Origin of the sequence: Streptomyces griseoruber (assembly GCF_001514205.1) — a bacterium.
GTDB lineage: Bacteria > Actinomycetota > Actinomycetes > Streptomycetales > Streptomycetaceae > Streptomyces > Streptomyces griseoruber.
In genome coordinates this window covers 18,879-36,234 of sequence record NZ_KQ948773.1, presented here as the reverse complement: position 1 = coordinate 36,234, position 17,356 = coordinate 18,879, and the positions used below count along the sequence as shown (strand labels likewise).

The 17,356-nt window shown below is 70.3% G+C and carries 17 protein-coding genes; 11 read left to right on the top strand and 6 right to left on the bottom strand.

All coding sequences use genetic code 11. The features are described 5' to 3' along the window. Nucleotides 1-9: 9 nt before the first annotated feature. From AQJ64_RS25990 to pstB, 8 genes are all read left to right on the top strand, one after another. Entirely contained in the window at nt 10-1,011 is a 1,002-nt protein-coding gene (locus AQJ64_RS25990; RefSeq protein ID WP_059203030.1) for an ABC transporter permease, read from the top strand. Nucleotides 1,012-1,175: 164 nt separating this feature from the next. Continuing rightward, complete coding sequence (locus AQJ64_RS25985; protein ID WP_397804000.1) at nt 1,176-3,536, top strand: RNA degradosome polyphosphate kinase; 2,361 nt, start codon at nt 1,176-1,178, stop codon at nt 3,534-3,536. After that, nucleotides 3,517-4,758 carry a CHAD domain-containing protein gene (locus AQJ64_RS25980; RefSeq protein ID WP_059203029.1) on the top strand — a complete coding sequence of 414 codons (1,242 nt, stop codon included), beginning with the start codon at nt 3,517-3,519 and terminating at the stop codon, nt 4,756-4,758. The genes AQJ64_RS25985 and AQJ64_RS25980 overlap by 20 nt, the downstream gene beginning before the upstream one ends. Nucleotides 4,759-5,005: 247 nt before the next feature. Then, entirely contained in the window at nt 5,006-5,419 is a 414-nt protein-coding gene (locus AQJ64_RS25975) for an NUDIX hydrolase (RefSeq protein ID WP_055638196.1), read from the top strand. Nucleotides 5,420-5,643: 224 nt separating this feature from the next. Continuing rightward, nucleotides 5,644-6,777 (top strand): phosphate ABC transporter substrate-binding protein PstS, encoded by a 1,134-nt coding sequence (pstS, locus tag AQJ64_RS25970; RefSeq protein WP_055638192.1) that lies wholly within the window; start codon nt 5,644-5,646, stop codon nt 6,775-6,777. Nucleotides 6,778-6,914: 137 nt separating this feature from the next. Beyond that, nucleotides 6,915-7,946, top strand: coding sequence for a phosphate ABC transporter permease subunit PstC (gene pstC / locus AQJ64_RS25965; RefSeq protein ID WP_055638193.1), 1,032 nt, complete (start codon nt 6,915-6,917; stop codon nt 7,944-7,946). Then, nucleotides 7,943-9,007 (top strand): phosphate ABC transporter permease PstA, encoded by a 1,065-nt coding sequence (gene pstA / locus AQJ64_RS25960; RefSeq protein ID WP_055638194.1) that lies wholly within the window; start codon nt 7,943-7,945, stop codon nt 9,005-9,007. Before pstC ends, pstA begins: the two co-directional genes overlap by 4 nt. A gap of 46 nt (nt 9,008-9,053) precedes the next feature. Then, on the top strand, nt 9,054-9,830 hold the full coding sequence (gene pstB, locus AQJ64_RS25955) for a phosphate ABC transporter ATP-binding protein PstB (protein ID WP_055638195.1): 777 nt from the start codon (nt 9,054-9,056) through the stop codon (nt 9,828-9,830). A 252-nt stretch (nt 9,831-10,082) separates the two neighbouring features. Here the strand turns inward: pstB and AQJ64_RS25950 are convergent, their stop codons facing one another. After that, the gene (locus AQJ64_RS25950) at nt 10,083-11,081 is read right to left on the bottom strand and encodes an inorganic phosphate transporter (protein ID WP_055638980.1); all 999 of its coding nucleotides are present in this window, start codon (nt 11,079-11,081) and stop codon (nt 10,083-10,085) included. A 7-nt stretch (nt 11,082-11,088) separates the two neighbouring features. Further along, on the bottom strand, nt 11,089-11,709 hold the full coding sequence (locus AQJ64_RS25945; RefSeq protein ID WP_055638981.1) for a DUF47 domain-containing protein: 621 nt from the start codon (nt 11,707-11,709) through the stop codon (nt 11,089-11,091). A 204-nt stretch (nt 11,710-11,913) separates the two neighbouring features. Here AQJ64_RS25945 and AQJ64_RS25940 point away from each other — a divergent pair, with 204 nt between their 5' ends. Next, a complete protein-coding gene (locus AQJ64_RS25940; protein ID WP_055638982.1) occupies nt 11,914-12,258 on the top strand; it encodes a metal-sensitive transcriptional regulator in 345 nt (114 codons plus the stop codon). Here the strand turns inward: AQJ64_RS25940 and AQJ64_RS25935 are convergent. Both AQJ64_RS25935 and AQJ64_RS25930 read right to left on the bottom strand, forming a co-directional pair. Next, a complete protein-coding gene (locus tag AQJ64_RS25935) occupies nt 12,244-12,435 on the bottom strand; it encodes a hypothetical protein (protein ID WP_055638983.1) in 192 nt (63 codons plus the stop codon). The two genes, AQJ64_RS25940 and AQJ64_RS25935, sit on opposite strands and share 15 nt — an antisense overlap. A gap of 121 nt (nt 12,436-12,556) precedes the next feature. After that, complete coding sequence (locus tag AQJ64_RS25930; RefSeq protein WP_059203028.1) at nt 12,557-13,420, bottom strand: SCO4651 family lipoprotein; 864 nt, start codon at nt 13,418-13,420, stop codon at nt 12,557-12,559. 177 nt (nt 13,421-13,597) lie between these two features. Between AQJ64_RS25930 and AQJ64_RS49765 the strand changes: the two genes are divergently transcribed. Continuing rightward, nucleotides 13,598-13,768: a hypothetical protein gene (locus AQJ64_RS49765; RefSeq protein WP_169809752.1), complete on the top strand. Its 171-nt coding sequence runs from the start codon at nt 13,598-13,600 to the stop codon at nt 13,766-13,768. A 97-nt stretch (nt 13,769-13,865) separates the two neighbouring features. Beyond that, nucleotides 13,866-15,446: an FAD-binding oxidoreductase gene (locus AQJ64_RS25925; protein ID WP_059203027.1), complete on the top strand. Its 1,581-nt coding sequence runs from the start codon at nt 13,866-13,868 to the stop codon at nt 15,444-15,446. A 2-nt stretch (nt 15,447-15,448) separates the two neighbouring features. Here the strand turns inward: AQJ64_RS25925 and AQJ64_RS25920 are convergent, their stop codons facing one another. Next, nucleotides 15,449-16,159, bottom strand: a complete 711-nt coding sequence (locus tag AQJ64_RS25920; RefSeq protein ID WP_055634096.1) for a phosphatase PAP2 family protein — start codon at nt 16,157-16,159, stop codon at nt 15,449-15,451. A 168-nt stretch (nt 16,160-16,327) separates the two neighbouring features. After that, the gene (locus tag AQJ64_RS25915; protein WP_079061967.1) at nt 16,328-17,272 is read right to left on the bottom strand and encodes a C40 family peptidase; all 945 of its coding nucleotides are present in this window, start codon (nt 17,270-17,272) and stop codon (nt 16,328-16,330) included. Nucleotides 17,273-17,356 lie beyond the last annotated feature (84 nt).

Below are 17,356 nucleotides of genomic sequence, written 5' to 3'. Positions count from 1 at the left end.
GGCCGCCGTATGACCGCCGTCGCCCACCCGCGCACCGGCGCCCCGCAGTCCGCCGCCGAGGCCCTGCCCTCCGGTGCCTCCTGGGGCACCGTCCGTACGGTCCTGCGGCTGCACCGCACCGCGCTCGTCTTCTGGACGCTCGCCGTCGCGTGCCTGAGCGGCTGTCTGGTGCGGCTCGCCACGGTCACCGCCGACGACGAGCGCGCCACGCTGGAGGCCTGCGACCGCGCGGGCCAGGACTTCTGCGACACGACGGTGTCCGACTTCGCGAGCGGCATGGGCCTGATCGGCCTGTTCCTCGTCTACTCCTTCCTCGCGGTGGCCGCCTTCGCCGGCGGCTCGCTGATCGGCCGCGAGATGGAGAACGGCACCGCGCACCTCGCGTGGACCCAGGGCATCAGTCCCGTCCGCTGGCTCACCGCCAAGCTCGCCGTCCCCGCGCTGGTCCTGACCGCGAGCACCACCGCCCTGGTCCTCGTCTACCGCTGGGCCTGGGACGGCAACCGGGACCTCCTCTCCTTCGAGTGGGTGGGCGAGGCGTTCCCCTCCCGGGGCCCGGCGGCCGTCGCGTACGTCCTCTGCGCCCTCGCGGTCGGCGCGCTCGCCGGGGTGCTGCTGCGCCGCCCGCTGCCCGCCCTCGGCGCCGCCACGGCCACGACCTGGGCACTCTCCTTCGTCCTGACGCTGTACCGCGATCACCTGTGGCCCACGGTGACCAGCACCTCGCCGACGAGCGGGGACCCCTATCTCCCCGGCACCGCGTGGCAGGTGGCGAGCGGCGCGCTGGTCCACGGCCGGCCCGTCCCGGACCTGGACTACTCGCGGTGCGAGGGCGGTGACGCCGAGATCCGCCGCTGCCTCGACGACCTCGGCGTCACCGGCTACTACGCCACCTACCATCCCGAGTCCCACTACTGGCCGATCCAGCTCGTGGAGACCGGCATCCTCCTCACCGTCACCGCCCTCGCCACCGCAGCCGTCTACTGGCTGGTGCGCCGCCGCACGGCCTGAACCGGCGGCGGCCGGGGTGAGCCAGGGGTGCGTACGTCCCTCCGCGGGGGAGACGGCCGTACGCACCCCGCCCCCCGGCGCCGACCCCCGCGAGCCGCTCCCCGATATCCCGCACGCCATGTCTCCGTAACCACCGGTTCAGACGGCCTTGCGAGGCTCGGCGAATGAAGCCCGCCGTGCCCGAGGCCTCGCCGCCCCCCGAGGGGAACGACCCCGACGGACAGCCCGTCATCCTCCCGCCTGCACGTTCTGACGCGCCCGTATCACTGCTGGCGCGGAAGAATGGGTACATGAGCCAGTCACATGCCCCTCAGGCCGATGTCCAGCACGCGCAGCCCTCCGTGGGCTCCATAGCCGCGCACCGCCCGCACACCGTCGCGGCGGCGGTCTCCGATCTGGAACCCGACATCGACGCCGACCTCGACGCGTACGAGGAGTCGCAGGCCGACGGGGCCCGGCTCCCGCAGGGCCGCTTCCTCGACCGGGAGCGCAGCTGGCTCGCGTTCAACGAGCGGGTGCTCGAACTCGCCGAGGACCCGAACACCCCCCTGCTCGAACGAGCGAACTTCCTCGCCATCTTCGCCAGCAACCTGGACGAGTTCTTCATGGTCCGGGTGGCCGGACTGAAGCGCCGCATCGCGACCGGCGTGGCGACCCGTTCCGCCTCCGGGCTCCAGCCCCGCGAGGTGCTGGAGATGATCTGGGCCCGCTCGCGCGAGCTCATGGCCCGGCACGCCGCGACCTACCACGAGGACATCGCCCCCGCGCTCGCGGAGGAGGGCATCCACCTCGTCCGCTGGAACGAGCTGACCGAGAAGGAGCAGGCCCGGCTCTTCACGCTCTTCCGGCACCAGATCTTCCCGGTCCTCACCCCGCTGGCCGTCGATCCCGCGCACCCCTTCCCGTACATCTCGGGTCTCTCGCTGAACCTCGCGGTCGTCGTCCGCAACCCGGTGAGCGGCCACGACCACTTCGCGCGCGTCAAGGTGCCGCCGCTGCTCTCCCGTTTCCTGGAGGCCTCCCCGGGCCGGTACGTCCCCATCGAGGACGTCATCGGCGCGCACCTGGAGGAGCTGTTCCCGGGCATGGAGGTGCTGGAGCACCACGCCTTCCGGCTCACCCGGAACGAGGACCTGGAGGTCGAGGAGGACGACGCCGAGAACCTGCTCCAGGCCCTGGAGAAGGAGCTCATGCGGCGCCGGTTCGGCCCGCCGGTGCGCCTGGAGGTCGAGGAGTCCATCGACCGCAAGGTGCTCGACCTGCTGGTGCGCGAGCTGAAGATCTCCGAGGCGGAGGTCTACCCGCTGCCCGGCCCGCTCGACCTCACGGGTCTCTTCCGCATCCACGGCCTCGACCGGCCCGAGCTGAAGTACAAGAAGTTCATCGCCGGCACGCACCGCGACCTCGCCGAGGTGGAGTCCGCCTCCCCTCCCGACATCTTCGGCGCGCTGCGCAGCCGCGACGTGCTGCTGCACCACCCGTACGACAGCTTCTCCACCTCCGTCCAGGCCTTCCTGGAGCAGGCGGCCGCCGACCCGGACGTCCTCGCGATCAAGCAGACCCTGTACCGGACCTCCGGCGACTCGCCGATCGTGGACGCGCTGATCGACGCGGCCGAGTCCGGCAAGCAGGTCCTGGTACTGGTCGAGATCAAGGCCCGCTTCGACGAGCACGCCAACATCAAGTGGGCGCGCAAGCTGGAGGAGGCCGGCTGCCATGTCGTCTACGGCCTCGTCGGCCTGAAGACGCACTGCAAGCTGTCCCTGGTGGTCCGTCAGGAGGGCGAGACGCTACGGCGTTACAGCCACGTCGGCACCGGCAACTACCACCCGAAGACGGCCCGGCTCTACGAGGACCTCGGGCTGCTCACCGCGGACCCGCAGGTCGGAGCCGACCTCTCCGACCTGTTCAACCGGCTCTCCGGCTACTCGCGCCGCGAGACCTACCGCCGTCTCCTCGTCGCCCCCAAGTCGCTGCGGGACGGACTGATCTCCCGGGTGGAGAAGGAGATCCAGCACCACCGCGCGGGGCGTCCGGCGTACGTCCGCGTCAAGGTCAACTCGATCGTCGACGAGGCCCTGATCGACTCCCTCTACCGGGCCTCCCAGGCGGGCGTGCCCGTCGAGGTGTGGGTGCGCGGCATCTGCGCGGTGCGCCCGGGCGTGCCCGGCCTGTCGGAGAACGTCAAGGTCCGCTCCATACTCGGCCGCTTCCTGGAGCACTCCCGGGTCTTCGCCTTCGGCAACGGCGGCGAGCCCGAGGTGTGGATCGGCAGCGCCGACATGATGCACCGCAACCTCGACCGCCGTATCGAGGCCATGGTCAGGGTCGTGGACCCGGCCCACCGGGCCGCCCTGAACCGGCTGCTGGAGACCGGCATGTCCGACGCCACCTCCTCCTGGCACCTCGGCCCGGACGGCGAGTGGACCCGGCACGCGACCGACCCGGACGGCCAACCCCTGCGCAACGTCCAGGAGATGCTCATAGACGCCCGGAGGCGCCGGCGTGGCACAGCAACACCATGACCTGACGGACCCCGCGGCCGGGCCCGGTGTCGTCCCCGGGCCCGTGACCGGGGACGCCCTGGCGGGCTATCTGCGGGCCCAGGCCACGGACTTCCTCCGCGCGCTGCGGCTGCACCGAGAGACGGGAGGCGGTACGGCGGCGGGCGGCACGCCGGCCGCCGCCGGCCCCGCCGCGTCCCCCGGTGCGCCGGGCGGCGCGGCGGACGCCGTCGACGCGGCGCGCGCCCTGCGCCGTACGGCCCGCCGCATCTCCGGCAGCCTGCACACCTTCCGCCCGCTCCTCGACCCCGAGTGGTCGGAGCAGATCCGCCCGGAACTGGCCTGGCTCTCGGGCACGCTCGCCCTTGAACACGCCTACGAGGCCCGCCTGGAACGCCTCCTCCTCGCCCTCCACCGCCTGTCGGGCTCGACGCCGGTCCCAGCCCCGACACCGGGCACGGGGGATCCCGCCAAGGCGGGCGCTCCTGCCGCGGGCGCCGCTGCGACCGGCGTAGCCGCGGGCGGTCGTACCGTCGGGACGGCACCCGTCCCGCACAGAGCGGCGCCCGGCACGGCCGGCACCCGCACCGCGGCGACCCCCGACCGCGGCAACCTCACGGTCGGCGCCGCCAAGGCAGGCGCCCTCCTGGACCGCCAGCTCACCCTCGCCCGCACGCGCGCCCACAGCACCGCCCTCCAGGCCCTCGGCTCCTCCCGCTTCCACGCGGTCGCCGACCAGGTCGCGGTCCTCGCCAGCGAGGTCCGGCTCACCCCGGCCGCCCCCACCACCGACCTGCACCCCCTCGCCGCGGCGGCCGAGGAACGCCTCGCGGACGCCGTCGCCACCCTTCCCCTCCTCACCGCGGGCAGCCCGTACAACGCGGAGGCCCTGATCCACGGCCTCTCCCCCGACCCGGCCCCGCACCCCCAGGACGCCCCGTGGCACCAGGTCCGCCTGCTGCTGCGGCTGCACCGCTACGCCTGCGAGGTCATGCACGGCCCCGGCGCCCCCCTGGACGTGCGGCTGCTGACCGCGGGCCAGGCCCTCGACCGGCACCGGGACGCCTCGGAGGCGGCGGCCGCCGCGGCCCAGGCGGCCCGCACGCCCCGGATCGCGCCGGCCACCGCGTACGCGCTCGGCGTGCTGCACGCGGATCAGCGGCACGAGGTGGAGGCGGCGCGGTACGCGTTCCAGCACTGCTGGCAGAAACAGACCGCCGGCCAGACCGCCGGCCGGCCGTAGGCCTCGCCCGCGCGGCGGGGCACACCCCGCGGACACCGTGCCGTAAGCCGCAGGACAACACCGCGTCAACACAGAGACAGGCAACCGGGAAGACATCAGGACAGGACGTCGGGAAGAGATCAGGACCGGACGTCGGACGTCAGAAGTCGGAAGTCGGAAGTCGGAAGAGCCAGGCGGTGAGGACGAAGTGAGTTCCCCGAACCGGACCCCGAACCGGACCCCGGACCGGACCCCGGACCAGCCCCCCTTGCAGACCACCCCCGTGCAGGCCGCGGGCTGCGTCCTGTGGCGGCGCTCGGCGAGTGGCGGTCAACTGGAGGTGTGCCTCGTCCACCGACCGAAGTACGACGACTGGTCACACCCGAAGGGCAAGCTCAAGCGGGGGGAGGACCCGCTGACCGGCGCCCTGCGCGAGGTCGCGGAGGAGACCGGGTACCGGGCGGCGCCCGGAGCGGTGCTGCCGACCGTGAGCTACTACGCGAACGGCCGGCCCAAGCAGGTCCGCTACTGGGCGGCGGAGGCCGTTTCCGGCGGTTTCAGCCCGAACGACGAGGTAGACCGCCTCCTGTGGCTGCCCCCGTCGGCGGCCCGCACCCGCCTCACCCAGCCCCGGGACCGGGACCTGGTGGACGCCCTCCTGAACACCCTGCGCCTCGCCTGACCCGGGACCCCACCGTGTCCTCAGCGTAAGCGTTCCGTGACCTAACCGGGCCTTCCCCATGGGTTCACCCGCCGTTCACTCGTGCCCGTAGGCGCCTTCACCTGATCTGCCTAATTTCGGCCTTACCCGGTGCGGTGCGCGACCAGACGGACGCGTCCATGCCACCCATGACTTTCGCACGCCGCCGAATTCAGGACGGCGGCTACTGGAAGGATCTCCCTCAAGTGAAGCTTCAGCGCATGAACCGGCGGGCCCTCACCCTCGGTGCTCTCGCCGTCTCCGGCGCCCTGGCCCTCACGGCGTGCGGCTCCGACGACACGGGCTCGAGCGGCAAGAGCAGCAGCAGCTCGTCCGCGACCGCCGCCGCCGGCTCGATCAAGTGTGACGACGCCAAGGGCCAGCTCCTGGCCGACGGCTCCTCCGCGCAGAAGAACGCGATCGACGCCTGGGTGAAGAACTTCACGCAGGCCTGCTCCGGTGTCCAGGTGAACTACAAGGGCTCCGGCTCGGGCGCGGGCGTCACCGCCTTCACCCAGGGCCAGGTCGCCTTCGCCGGTTCGGACTCCGCGCTGAAGCCCGAAGAGGTCACCGCCTCGAAGTCGGTCTGCTCCAGCGGCCAGGGCATCGACCTGCCGATGGTCGCCGGCCCGATCGCCGTCGCGTTCAACGTCTCCGGCGTGGACGACCTGGTGCTCGACGCCTCGACGATCGCCAAGATCTTCGACGGCAAGATCACCAACTGGAACGACGCCGCGATCAAGAAGCTGAACCCCGACGCGAAGCTTCCCGACCTGAAGATCCAGCCGTACCACCGCTCCGACGAGTCCGGTACGACGGACAACTTCACCAAGTACCTGATCGCCGCCGCCCCGAGCGACTGGAAGTACTCCGGCGGCAAGGCCTGGCAGGCCAAGGGCGGTCAGTCCGCCGCCGGTTCCTCCGGTGTCGCCCAGGGCGTGAAGCAGACCAACGGCGCGATCGGCTACATGGAGCTGTCGTACGCCAAGGACGGCCTCGGTGTCGTCTCCATCAACACCGGCGCCGCCGCCCCGGTCAAGGCGTCCTCCGACGGTGCCACCAAGGCCGTCGCCGCCGCCAAGGTCGTCGGCACCGGCAGCGACCTGTCGCTCCAGCTCGACTACACCACCAAGGCCGAGGGCGCGTACCCGATCACCCTGGTGACGTACGAGATCGTCTGCGACAAGGGCAACAAGGCCGCCACCCTGCCCGCCACGAAGGCGTTCCTGACCTACATCGCCTCCACCGAGGGCCAGGGCATCCTCTCGGGCATCGACTACGCGCCGATCCCCGACGCGATCATCTCCAAGGTCCGTACCACGATCGACGGCCTGAGCTGATCTGAAGGTGCGGTCCGGCACCGGGGAGACCCGGACCGGACCGCACCCGTCCGGTGCACCGCCGCCAGGGGCCGCCCGAGGGTCGGCCCCGTCCGAGCCGCCCACTCCCGCAGCGGCTCCGCAGACCGGAGACCCCGATGGACATATCAACGCAGAAGACAGGCGCCGACGGCGCACCCCCGCCCCACGACGGCGTTCCCCCCACGACCTCCGCCAACGGCCCCCAGAAGCGCGCGGCCCGCGGCACCACCCGACCCGGTGACCGGATCTTCCTCGCTCTCTCCCGTGGGTCGGGCATCCTGCTGCTGGTGATCATGGCGGCGATCGCGGTCTTCCTGGCCTACCGCGCCTACCTCGCCATCAGCAAGGACGAAGCAAACTTCCTCACCACCTTCGAGTGGAACACCGGCCTCGTTCCGCCGAAGTTCGGCATCGCGGTCCTCGCCTTCGGCACGGTCGTGTCGTCGATCATCGCCATGGCGATCGCGGTCCCGATCGCCGTGGCGATCGCCCTGTTCATCACGCACTACGCCCCGCGCCGCCTGAGCGGCCCCATCGCGTACGTGGTGGACCTGCTCGCCGCGGTCCCCTCCATCGTGTACGGCCTCTGGGGCGCCCTCGTCCTCGTGCCGCACATGGACGGACTGTTCGGCTGGCTCAACGACTACTTCGGCTGGACCGGGATCTTCTCCTGGGACGAGGGCGCGCCGCGCTCCATGCTGACGGTCGGCATCCTCCTGGCGATCATGATCCTGCCGATCATCACCAACGTGAGCCGCGAGGTCTTCCGCCAGGTCCCGCAGATGCACGAGGAGGCGGCCCTGGCGCTCGGCGCCACCCGCTGGGAGGTCATCCGCATGGCGGTGATCCCCTTCGGCCGCTCCGGTGTCATCTCGGCCTCCATGCTCGGCCTCGGCCGCGCGCTCGGCGAGACGATGGCCGTGGCCACGGTGCTCTCTCCCGACTTCGACATCCACGCCAGCCTGCTGAACCCCGGCGGCGGCACCTTCGCCCAGAACATCGCCAGCAAGTTCAACGAGGCGACGGAGTACGGCCGTGACGCGCTGATCGCCTCCGGTCTCGTCCTCTTCGTCATCACCCTGCTGGTCAACGGCGCGGCACGCATGATCATCGCCCGCCGCAAGGAGTACTCGGGGGCCAACGCATGAGCCACGCAACCGCAGTCGCCGACAAGCGCCCCAGCACGCTGCGCGGCGCGAGCCTGCCGAGCTGGTCCCCGTACGCGATCGCCGCCGGTTCGGTCGTCGTCGCCGTCGGGATCGGCCTGGCCGCCGGCCTGGACAGCAAGGTCCAGTGGGGCCTGATCGCCGGCCTCCTGTTCGTCGCCGGCACCTACGGCATCGCCGCCAAGGTCGAGGGCCGCCGCCAGGCGAAGGACCGCATCGCGACCTCCCTGGTCTGGGTGGCGTTCATCCTGGCCGTGGTCCCCCTGGTCTCCCTCCTCTGGACCACCATCGCACGCGGCGTGAAGGTCCTGGACATCTACTTCCTGACCCACTCCATGGGAGTCGTCGCCGACTCCGAGCCGGGCGGCGGTATCTACCACGCCATCATCGGCACCCTGGAGCAGGTCGGCCTCGCCACCCTGATCGGCGCCCCGATCGGCATCCTCACGGCGATCTACCTGGTCGAGTACGGCCGCGGCGGCCTGGCCAAGGCGGTCACGTTCTTCGTGGACGTCATGACGGGCATCCCGTCCATCGTCGCCGGCCTGTTCATCCTCAGCCTCATGCTGATGTTCGACATGCAGCCCTTCGGCTTCGCGGGCTCCCTCGCGCTGGCGATCCTGATGATGCCGGTGGTCGTGCGCTCGACCGAGGAGATGCTGAAGCTCGTCCCGAACGAACTGCGTGAGGCGAGCCTGGCGCTCGGCGTCCCGAAGTGGCGCACAATTCTGAAGGTGGTCGTCCCGACCTCGATCGGCGGCATCATCACCGGCGTCATGCTGGCGATCGCCCGTATCGCGGGTGAGACGGCCCCCGTCCTGCTCCTCGTCTTCGGCAACCCGTTCATCAACAACAACCCCTTCGAGGGCGCGCAGGCGTCTCTGCCGCTGTACATCTACCAGCAGTACTCGCAGAGCGCCGGTTCCACGGCGGCGTACGACCGTGCCTGGGCGGCCTCGCTCACGCTGATCGCCTTCGTGATGATCCTCAACCTCGTGGCCCGGGCCATCGCCCGCTGGAAGGCCCCGAAGACCGGTCGCTGACGCGGCCCCTCAGCTCAGCGACCGAGACGGAAGTGAAGTAGTAACCATGTCCAAGCGAATCGATGTAAGCGGGCTCACCGCCTACTACGGCACCCACAAGGCGATCGAGGACATCTCGATGACGGTCGAGCCGCGCACGGTGACGGCCTTCATCGGCCCGTCCGGCTGCGGCAAGTCGACGTTCCTGCGCACGCTGAACCGTATGCACGAGGTGACGTCGGGCGGCCGGGTCGAGGGCAAGGTCCTGCTGGACGACGAGGACCTGTACGGCGCGGGCGTCGACCCCGTGGCCGTCCGCCGCGAGATCGGCATGGTCTTCCAGCGCCCGAACCCGTTCCCCACGATGTCCATCTTCGACAACGTGGCCGCGGGCCTGCGCCTCAACGGCAACTACAAGAAGTCGCAGCTCTCGGACATCGTCGAGAAGTCCCTCAAGGGCGCGAACCTCTGGAACGAGGTGAAGGACCGCCTCAACAAGCCGGGTTCCGGCCTCTCCGGCGGCCAGCAGCAGCGCCTCTGCATCGCCCGGGCGATCGCGGTGGAGCCGAAGGTCCTCCTCATGGACGAGCCCTGCTCGGCCCTGGACCCGATTTCGACGTTGGCGATCGAGGACCTGATCGGCGAACTGAAGGAACGCTTCACGATCGTCATCGTGACGCACAACATGCAGCAGGCGGCGCGCGTCTCCGACCGCACGGCCTTCTTCAACCTCGCCGCCGTCGGCCAGCCCGGCAAGCTGATCGAGATCGACGACACGGAGCGCATCTTCTCCAACCCGTCCGTCCAGGCCACCGAGGACTACATCTCGGGCCGCTTCGGCTGACCGACACCGGCCGCCTCACCCCGACCGAGGCCGCCGTTCGAACCCCTCGCGGTGCTGCATGGCGGTGCCACCGCGAGGCCACAAAGGGCCCGCCCCCCGACTGCCTCGGGGGGCGGGCCCACATACGTTCCCCTCCCAGAACCCCGCCCGCCAACGACAGCGGCCGGGGGTACAGGCGGGAACGCAACAGCGGTGGGGCGGGGGCGAGGGGTGCAGGGGCGGAGCCCCGCGGTGGCGCCCGGAAACCGGCGCCTACAGAAACGCCAGGTTCACCACCCAAAACGCCCCCGCAGCAACAAGAGCCGCAGCCGGCATCGTGATGAACCACCCCAGCACAATGTTCTTCGCGACACCCCACCGCACCGCATTGACCCGCTTGGTAGCCCCCACGCCCATGATCGCGGACGTAATCACATGCGTCGTGGAAATGGGCGCCTTGAACAAGAACGCCGTAGTGAACATGATCGACGCCCCCGTGGTCTCCGCGGCAAACCCCTGCGGCGGATCCAACTCGATGATCTTCCGCCCGAGCGTCCGCATGATGCGCCACCCACCGGCGTACGTCCCCAGCGACAGCATCACCGCACAAGCGACCTTCACCCACACCGGAATCGGATCATCGGCCCCCTGCACATCCCCGATGACCAGCGCCATCACCACGATGCCCATCGTCTTCTGCGCATCCTGCAGACCGTGCCCGAGCGCCATCCCCGCCGCGGAAACCGTCTGCGCTATCCGGAACCCCCGCTTGGCCTTGTGCGGATTGGCCCGCCGGAAGATCCACAGGATGAGGCACATCACGAGATACCCGCCGACCAGCCCCACGACGGGCGACAGGAACATCGGGATGACGACCTTGTCGAGCACGCCCGACCAGATGACCTCCGTCCCTCCGGCCAGCGCCGCCCCCACCATGCCACCGAACAGCGCGTGCGAGGAGGACGAGGGAAGCCCGAAGTACCAGGTCACCAGATTCCAGACGATCGCCCCCACCAGCGCGGCGAAGAGGATCCCCATTCCCTTCGAGCCCTCGGGCGTCTCGATCAGCCCGCTGCTGACGGTGTGAGCGACCCCACTCCCCAGAAAGGCCCCGGCGAGATTCATCACCGCGGCCATCGCCAGCGCGGCGCGCGGAGTGAGCGCCCGCGTCGACACCGACGTCGCGATCGCGTTCGCCGAGTCGTGGAAACCGTTCGTATACGTGAAACCGAGCGCGACACAAATGGTCACGACCAGAGCAAAGGTGTCCATGAGAAGCTCAGGACTCCTTGACGGCGATGGTCTCCACCGTGTTCGCCACATGCTCGAACGCGTCGGCGGCTTCCTCCAGCACGTCCACGATCTGCTTGAGCTTCAGCACCTCGATCGCGTCGTACTTGCCGTTGAACAGGTGGGCCAGCAGCTTCCGGTGGATCTGGTCCGCCTGGTTCTCCAACCGGTTGACCTCGATCCAGTACTCCGTCAGGTTCTCCATGGTCCGCAGATTCGGCATGGCCTCCGCCGTCAGCTCGGCCGCCCGCGCCAGCACCTCGATCTGCTGCTCGACCCCCTTGGGCAGATCCTCGACGTTGTAGAGGACGACCAGGTCGACGGCCTCCTCCATGAAGTCCATGATGTCGTCGAGGGAGGACGCGAGGGAGTAGATGTCCTCCCGGTCGAACGGCGTGATGAACGAGGAGTTCAGCTGGTGGAAGATGGCGTGCGTCGCGTCGTCACCGGCGTGTTCCGCGGCCCGCATACGCTCTGCGATCTCGGCCCGGCCGGCGGTGTCCGCCCCGAGCAGTTCCATCAGGAGTTTCGAGCCGGTGACGATGTTGTCCGCGGATGCGGCGAACATGTCGTAGAAGCTCGTCTCCCTGGGGGTCAGACGAAAGCGCACTTGGGGTCCTCAGGATGCATCGGTTTCGGTCGGGCTAGGGGCCAGGGTGATGCTAAGCGCACCATCCGGACATGGCTATCGAGCCGTCCCCCAGTGTCACCCATCGGACAACGTGATCAGCACAGGGGCTTCCAGGGTCCTGTACCCGGCAAAGTTCGTTACGATATACCCGGCAGGGGTATATGTCCGTAACGGGAGGACGCGATGACGACGACACAGGCCGCCGAGCCCACCGACCCGGCACCCGCCGAGACCGTGCCGCACGTCACGCACGGCTACCACAAGCAGAAGGACGAGCACCTCAAGCGCCTGCGCCGGATCGAGGGCCAGATCCGCGGTCTCCAGCGCATGGTCGACGAGGACACCTACTGCATCGACATACTCACCCAGGTGTCCGCCTCCACCAAGGCCCTGCAGTCCTTCGCCCTGCAACTGCTGGAGGAACACCTGCGCCACTGTGTCGCCGACGCGGCCCTCAAGGGCGGCGACGAGATCGACGCGAAGGTGGAGGAAGCGACCAAGGCGATCGGCCGCCTACTGCGGACCTGACGCGGCCCCGCTCCCGTCCGGCTCCTCCCGCACGCGCAGCACCTGGTCGATGCTCTCCAGGCTGAGCCGTTCCTCCCCGGCCGCCGAAGCCGCGATGATCAGCTCCCCGCACAGCTCGATCTCGGCGAGGGCCACGTGGTCCTGAACTGCCGTACCGCCGACCGGAGCCACGCGCATCACCTCGTCTCTGCCGTCACCGGCTTCCTAGAGTAGGGAGCGGTGCACACGGCGCGCATGGCACGGACGGGCTAGTCCTTGTGCCCGCCCCCGGCCCGCGCCCCTTGCGTCGGCCCGTGGCTCAGTCCTCCGCGATCCGCCCCGCGAAGATGTCCCGAGCCGCCGGCAGCCGTACGTCGGCGGGGGCCCCGAAGTCGTACAGCAGTGTCGTCGACGCCACCGCCACGGCCTCCGCCTGCCGCCCGTTGACGAAGCTGAACCGGTGCCTGACCTTCCGGATCCGCCCCGCCTCGTCCAGATACACGTCGAACGGCACCCGGGCCGTGGCGAACCCTTTCGCCGCCGCCGCCAGCGCACCCCTGCTCCCCGCCGACGCCCCCTCGGCCGCCACCGCCAGATCCGCGGTCCCCCGGTAGTGCCGCACCGTCGTCCCGGCGACCTCGGTGCGCCCCACGTACACCGCGGTACGCGCCCCCCGCAGCACCTCCGCCGCGGCGAACGGATCCGTGGCCCCGCCCGTCACCAGGTTCCCGTCGGACAGCGTCGACGTCTCCACCCGGACCCATTTGTCGTCCGGTACCCCGGCCCCGCGGTGCTTCATGAACAGCGCGCCCGGCGCGAGCAGTTCGGTGATCGGCCGGTGCTCGCTCGTCCCCGCCGGATCCTGCGGCAGCATCACCTTCAACCGCCCCTGCTGCCGGCGGTAGTCGTAGACCCCCTCGCCCCGGATGGTCACCCGGGTCCCACCGGTGGCCATCTCCATGGACGTACGCGCCTTCGAACTGCCCGCCTCCCGCAGCGCGTCGGCGGCCCCGCGCAGCAGCCGTACCGCGTCACCGCCCCGTGCGTCCGCCTCCCCCGCCGCCCCGCCGGCGGCCCCCGCCCCCGAACACCCGGTCGCCCCCACGCACCCCCCGGCCACCAGCCCGGCGGCCACGACCACCGCACCACCCCACCCGCGCCGCCTGTACCACCGCTCCGCCATCGTCTGCCTACCCCCAGCCGGTACGTCCGTCACGGGTCCCCTGTCGCCCCGCCTAACGACGGTCATGTGCCGCCCGTCACGCGCCCCACCCCCCGCGCGACCGCCGAACGGGTCGTTCCGGCCGGGCCCCGCACCTGGCATACGTGCCTTTTACGTTTCCTGGGTAACGTTGTCTGCGTGACGCAGCAGGACGGCTCGGCCCCTCCCCGCACCGACGGGGAACACTCCACCACGACCGTCGAGCAGGGCCGGTTCTGCCTGGCCCGGTGCACCTGTGGCTGGCGCGGTCCGGCCCGCAGAGCGAGAAGCCTGGCCAGATCGGACGCCGAGGGACACGCCCGCGGCTGACGTCACCGTTCCGTCACCGCCGCCGCCCGCGGGAACCCGTGGACCCGGGGTCCCGTCTCGCACGATGAAGCCGACAGGCCGACGGAAGGCGCAGAACATGGAACGGCGTACGTTCATCGCAGCGGGAACGGCCGCGGTCGCGGCGGTCACGACGGCGGCGTGCAGCACCTCGAAGGGCAGCGGAGCGAGCGCCTCCGCCGGTGAGAGCGCCTCCGCCGGTGAGAGCGCCACCGGCCTCACCTCCCTCACCACGACCGCCGGCGGTGCCACCCCCGCGAACTGGGCGGCGCTCGCCCGCGACCTGGACGGCACCCTGGTCCGCCCCGGCGACGCCTCCTGGACGACGGCCCGCCAGCTCTACAACACCCGCTTCGACAACCTGAAGCCGGCGGCGGTGGCGTACGTCGCCCATGCCGACGACATCCGCACCGTCCTCTCCTACGCCCGCGCGCACCGCACCAAGGTCGCGATCCGCAACGGCGGCCACTCCTACGGCGGCTGGTCCTCCGGCGACGGCCGGCTGATCGTCGACGTCTCGAAGCTGAGGACGGTCCGCGCGAGCGGAAGCTCGGCCGTCGTCGGAGCGGGCGCCAAGCTGATCGACGTCTACCGCGCCCTCGCCGCGAAGGGCGTCACGATCCCGGCCGGATCCTGCCCGACGGTCGGCGTCTCCGGTCTGGTCCTCGGCGGCGGCCACGGCGTGGTCTCCCGCGCCTACGGCCTGACCTGCGACAGCCTCACCCAGGCCACGATCATCACGGCCGACGGCAAGCAGCTCGTCACCAGCGCCACCCAGAACAAGGACCTGTTCTGGGCGCTGCGCGGCGCGGGCAACGGAAACTTCGGCATCGTCACCGAGCTGCACTTCACAACCCACGCCGCCCCGCAGGCCGTGACCGGCTATCTCACCTGGCCCTGGGCGAAGGCGGCCGCGGTGGTGAAGGCCTGGCAGGAGTGGGGCCCCTCCCAGCCGGACGAGATCTGGTCCTCCCTGCACCTGGAGAACTCGGCGGGCGGCACCCCCCGGGTCGCCGTCGCCGCCTTCTGCATCGGCACCTACGGCCAGCTCCAGAACGCGGTCGACCGCCTGGCCGACACGGTGGGCGCCCCCGCGTCCTCGGTGTCCCTGCGCCGCAAGGGCTACGAGGAGGCCATGGAGGCCTACGCGGGCTGCTCCTCCTTCAGCGCCGACGCCCAGTGCCATCTGCCCGGCTCCACCCCGGGCCGCTCCCCGCAGGGCAAGCTGGGCCGGGAGACGTACACGGCCCGCAGCGACTTCTTCGACCGCTCCCTGTCCTCGGCGGGCATCCAGACCCTGCTGAAGCAGATCAAGACGGTCCAGGGCGGCGCCGGCAGCATCGCCCTCACCGCCCTCGGCGGCGCGATCAACCGCGTCTCCCCCACGGCCACGGCCTTCGTGCACCGCCGCTCGCGCATGCTGGCCCAGTACATCGTGTCCTGGCGGGCGGGTACGACGGGCTCGACGGCCCAGTCCTGGCTGAACACGGCCCACAAGGCGATGCAGCCGTACGCCTCGGGCGCCGCCTACCAGAACTACGCCGACCCCACCCTCACGAACTGGCGCAAGGCCTACTACGGCGACGCGCTCCCACGCCTGACCCAGCTGAAGAAGCAGTACGACCCGACGGGCTTCTTCACCTACCCGCAGGCGCTCTGACCTCAGGCGGCGAGATCCCGCTCCTCGGCGACGGCCCCGGAGCGGGCCCCCGGGACGAAGGCGTCCCGGGCCCGCTCCCGCGCGCTCTTGCTCCGCACGATCCATCCCCCCCGGGGCGACCGCTCGACGGCCTTCATCAGCGGGGTGAGCGCCAGCGAGGCGAGCGGCGACAGCAGCAGCGCGACGGCGGTACCGAGCGCGAACCCGCCCACCACGTCGGTCGGGTAGTGCACGCCCATGTAGACCCGGCAGAACCCTTCGAGCAGCGCGATCGCGAGCCCGACGAGCCCGAACGTCCGGTGGGCGACGAACAGGGCGACGGCCATGGCCATGGTCAGCGTCGCGTGATCACTCACGAACGAGTAGTCGGTCTTGCCGGAAACGAGTACCTCGAGCCCCTGGTGATCGAGGAACGGCCGGGGCCTCTCCACGAATCCCCGTATCGGCACGTTCACCAGCACCGCGACGGCGGCGGCCAGCGGCGCCCACACCAGCGCGGCGACCGAGGCCGAGGCCTCCTCGGCCCCCCGCACCTTGCGCCGCCCACTGGCCCAGCACCACAGAATCAGCAGGACCATGGCGAGGAGCAGCCCGTACTCCCCCACGAACTCGACGATCCGGTCGAACCAGTGGGGAGCGTCCTTGGCAAGACCGTTGATGTCGTAGAGCAGGTCGACGTCGGGGTTCGACCCGGAATCGGCGAGTCCAGCCATGGTGCTGCGGCCCCTTCGTCATGTTCTGCCCAGCGCATCTCTCATGCGCACGCCTCAACAGGAACGCACGGCCCCGGTTGATACGTTCCACTCTCCACTGAATGATCACTCAGACGTTATCGAAGAGAGATACAAAGCCGCAGCTCAGGGGGATTTTCCCGGACTGTCTCAGACGTTCGTCGGGAGCGCTTTCGCGCCATCTTCGGTCACCCGGGTGGCACCAAAGTACTCAGCCGTGTCGATGGGATCAAACCGGATCACGGCCCCCGTGTAGGGCGCGTCGATCATGTATCCGCCGCCCACGTAGATACCCACGTGATGGATGGCCCGGGAGTTCCCGGGATCGGTCGAGAAGAACACCAGGTCCCCCGGCAGCAGTTCACTGCGCTTGGGGTGCGGCCCGGCGTTGTACTGGTCGTTGGCGACCCGGGGCAGGGTGATCCCGACACTCTCGTAGGCAGCCTTGGTCAGTCCGGAGCAGTCGAACCGTCCCCCCTGGTCAGCCGTCCCGTTACCGCCCCACAGATAGGGCGTGCCGAGCTTCTTCTGAGCGAAGTAGATGGCCCCGGCGGCCTGCTTCGAGGGGTCGACGCGGGTGACGGGGGCGGCGAAGCTCTTCTCCAGGGTGCGGATCGTCTTGACGTAGTTCTGTGTCTCCCTGATCGCCGGAACCCCGCCCGCCCTGATGACGCGGTCGGGGCCCGCGTTGTAGGCAGCGAGCAGGTTGTTGGTGATGTCACCCGGCACGGTCCTGACGTACTTGGCGAGGTCGCAGTCATAGGAGGCGGCCGACGGAATCGCGTCATTCGGGTCCCAGATGTCGCGGTCGCCGTCGCCGTCGCCGTCGATGCCGTGTGTGGCCCAGGTGCTGGGAATGAACTGTGCGATGCCGCGTGCGTCAGCGGGACTGACGACGTCCGGGTCGAACCCGCTCTCCTGGTACAACTGGGCGGCCAACAAGGCGGGGTTGATGGCGGAGCAGAGGTTGCCCCACTTCTGCACCAGCGCGGTGTAGGCGGTCGGGACAGCGCCCTTGGCCAGACCGACACTGCCCGCGCCGACGCCGTTGACCAGATTCCCGGCCACCACGTACACCCCGACGACGAGCAGCATCACGAAACTCAGCCCGAGCCCGACCGCGGCTCCGCCGACCACCCAAACTTTTCGCACGCCTTAACCCTCCCCCAGCACGGCCCT